The following is a 3,097-nucleotide window of genomic DNA, read 5'->3' on the forward strand; positions in this document are numbered from 1 at the left end:
GCCCGCGCCCCACGGCACGACCACGGTGACGGGACGCGCCGGATAGGCCTGCGCCAGAGCCGGCCTGGAACCGAAGGCCGCGACGGCCGCAGCAGCAACGGATGTAGCCGCGAAAGCGCGGCGGGTGATTTTGGGCATGAGCTCCTCCCGTGGCGCCGGTGAATCCCGGCGCTCTTATGATGCGGCCATTCTAGTCAGCTTTGCGCTGCGGTCGCAAGGCGTCAGCCGGCGGCGGTAACCCGCGATGCGTTACTCCGCCGCCTCGCTGTGCCCCAATCGCGCATTGAGCTTGTGGATCAGCTCCTCGGCCGCATCTGCAATCACGGTGCCCGGCGGGAAGATCGCCTCGGCGCCCGCCTTGTACAGCGCATCGTAGTCCTGCGGCGGCACCACGCCGCCGATGATGATCATGATGTCGTCGCGGCCCTGCTTCTTCAGCGCGGCCTTCAGCTCCGGCACCGCGGTGAGGTGGGCGGCCGCCAGCGACGAGAGGCCCAAAATGTGCACGTCGTTCTCGACCGCCTGCCGTGCCGCCTCTTCGGCGGTGGCAAACAGCGGTCCGATGTCGACGTCGAAACCGACATCGGCAAACGCCGAGGCGATCACCTTCTGGCCGCGGTCATGGCCGTCCTGGCCGATTTTTGCGACCAGAATGCGCGGACGGCGGCCCTCGGCGTCCTCGAAGGCGTCGATCAGCGCTTGCACTTTTTCGACCCGGTTGGACATGGTGGACGCCTCCCGCTTGTAGACGCCGGTGATGGATTTGATTTCGGCGCGGTGCCGCCCAAATACTTTTTCCATCGCATCGGAAATTTCGCCGACGGTGGCCTTGGCGCGCGCGGCGTCTATCGCCAGCGCCAGCAGATTGCCGTTGCCTTCGCCGGCGCTTCGGGTCAGCGCCGCCAGCGCTGCGTCGACGTCCTTCTGGCTGCGCTCGGATCGCAGCCGCGCCAGCTTGTCGATCTGCAGCCGCCGCACCGTGGAATTCTCCACCTTCAGCACATCGATCGGAGCTTCGTTCGACGGCTTGAACTTGTTGACGCCGATCACGGCCTGCCGGCCGGCGTCAATCCGGGCCTGCGTCTTGGCTGAGGCTTCCTCGATCCGCAATTTCGGCACCCCGGCCTCGATCGCCTTGGCCATGCCGCCGAGTTCTTCCACTTCCTGGATGTGGCCCCAGGCTTTTGCCGCGAGATCGCGGGTCAGCCGCTCGACATAATACGAGCCGCCCCAGGGATCGATGATGCGGTTGGTGCCGCTTTCCTGCTGCAGAAACAGTTGCGTGTTGCGGGCGATGCGCGCGGAGAAATCAGTCGGCAGCGCCAGCGCCTCATCGAGTGCGTTGGTGTGCAGCGACTGGGTATGGCCTTGCGTTGCCGCCATCGCCTCGATGGTGGTGCGCATCACATTGTTGTAGACGTCCTGCGCGGTCAGCGACCAGCCCGAGGTCTGGCAATGCGTGCGCAGCGACAGCGAACGCGGATCCTTGGGGTTGAACTGCGTCAGCAGCTTGGCCCACAGCAGCCTCGCCGCACGCATCTTTGCGACTTCCATGAAGAAGTTCATGCCGATCGCCCAGAAGAACGACAGCCGTGGCGCAAAGCGGTCGACATCGAGCCCGGCGGCAAGCCCGGCCCGGAGATATTCGACGCCGTCGGCCAGCGTGTAAGCGAGCTCGAGGTCCTGCGTCGCGCCGGCTTCCTGCATGTGGTAGCCGGAGATCGAGATCGAGTTGTATTTCGGCATCTTCTGCGAGGTGTACGAAAAAATATCGGAGATGATCCGCATCGAGGGCGTCGGCGGATAGATGTAGGTGTTGCGCACCATGAACTCTTTCAGAATGTCGTTCTGAATGGTGCCCGAAAGTTTCTCCGGCGGGACGCCCTGTTCCTCGGCGGCCGCCACGAACAATGCCAGGATCGGCAGCACCGCGCCGTTCATGGTCATCGACACGCTCATCTGGTCGAGCGGGATGCCGGAGAACAGCGTGCGCATGTCGTAGATCGAGTCGATCGCCACGCCGGCCATGCCGACGTCGCCGGACACGCGCGGATGATCCGAGTCGTAGCCGCGGTGGGTGGCGAGGTCGAACGCCACCGAGAGGCCTTTTTGCCCGGCGGCGAGGTTGCGGCGGTAGAACGCGTTGGAATCTTCCGCCGTGGAGAAGCCGGCATATTGCCGGACGGTCCAGGGCTGGTTGACGTACATCGTGGGGTAGGGGCCGCGCAGATAGGGCGCGATACCGGGGAAGGTGTCGAGGAAATCGATGCCTTCGAGGTCGGCTTCGGTGTAGCCCGGTTTGACCAGGATGCCCTCGGGTGTCAGCCACGGCTCGGCGCTGCCGGCGAGTTTGGCGCGGGCGGTGTTGTCGAAGGCGATATTCGCGAAGTTCGGTATACGGCTCATGGGTGAAGCCCCCATGCGTAAAACGCACCGGCGATCAAACCCGAAACCATCCCAATGCCGGTAAAAATTTCACGCGCCAGGTCAGTATTCGGACCCAACAAGCCGCTGGCGAACCAAAGGACCATTATTGCGCCGCCCGCAACAAAGCCGATCGTCGGGACAACGAATTGGACCAGTATCGGGTGACCTCTGAGGAGATAAGAGGTCAGGGGAAACAATCCAAAGGTGACTGGAGCGGCTAACAAGGCCGCAAACAATAGCGCTTTCAGCATTATTGGATAATACAGCCAGAAAAACATAAGCGCGAATAATGACATTGAGCCAAGGGCAACCATTACAATGCCGGTGCCGACCAGCGCCGCAATCAGCGTCGCCAGGGCGCCCAAGGCAAAAAACCCCGGAACTTCGAGGACGTTTCGCTGGCTCATACGGACCTCCAACGGCCGCCTTTCGCTGAAGAGACTATCACAAACATCTTTAAAGGCTGTCATCTCGAAATCTCAGTCATGGTCAGGATGCTGGTAGCTAACGATGCCGCCAAGCTTTTCGGCGCCGGCAACTTCAAGGGTGCTTCGGCCGGGCAGATCGCGAATCCTGCCGACCCAGGCCAAATGAGCCTCGGTTCCCGTGGCATAGGTCGGAACCACGAGGTCCGGCCGGTCGAAGCTGCCGGTGGTGAGCTCGATCGTGT

General features: G+C 62.8%; 2 protein-coding genes and 1 pseudogene. All 3 read right to left on the reverse strand.

Annotation, left to right across the window (positions count from 1 at the left end; genetic code table 11):
• Positions 1-249: 249 nt before the first annotated feature.
• Positions 250-2,406: a methylmalonyl-CoA mutase gene (gene scpA, locus Q8N40_RS20565; protein ID WP_305713099.1), complete on the reverse strand. Its 2,157-nt coding sequence runs from the start codon at positions 2,404-2,406 to the stop codon at positions 250-252.
• Positions 2,403-2,897, reverse strand: a complete 495-nt coding sequence (locus Q8N40_RS20570) for a hypothetical protein (RefSeq protein ID WP_305713100.1) — start codon at positions 2,895-2,897, stop codon at positions 2,403-2,405. Before Q8N40_RS20570 ends, scpA begins: the two co-directional genes overlap by 4 nt.
• Before the next feature lie 9 nt (positions 2,898-2,906).
• Positions 2,907-3,097: pseudogene (locus tag Q8N40_RS20575) on the reverse strand (GFA family protein); the annotation flags it as partial.

The sequence above is a fragment of the Bradyrhizobium sp. genome (genome assembly GCF_030693485.1).
Classification (GTDB): domain Bacteria; phylum Pseudomonadota; class Alphaproteobacteria; order Rhizobiales; family Xanthobacteraceae; genus Bradyrhizobium.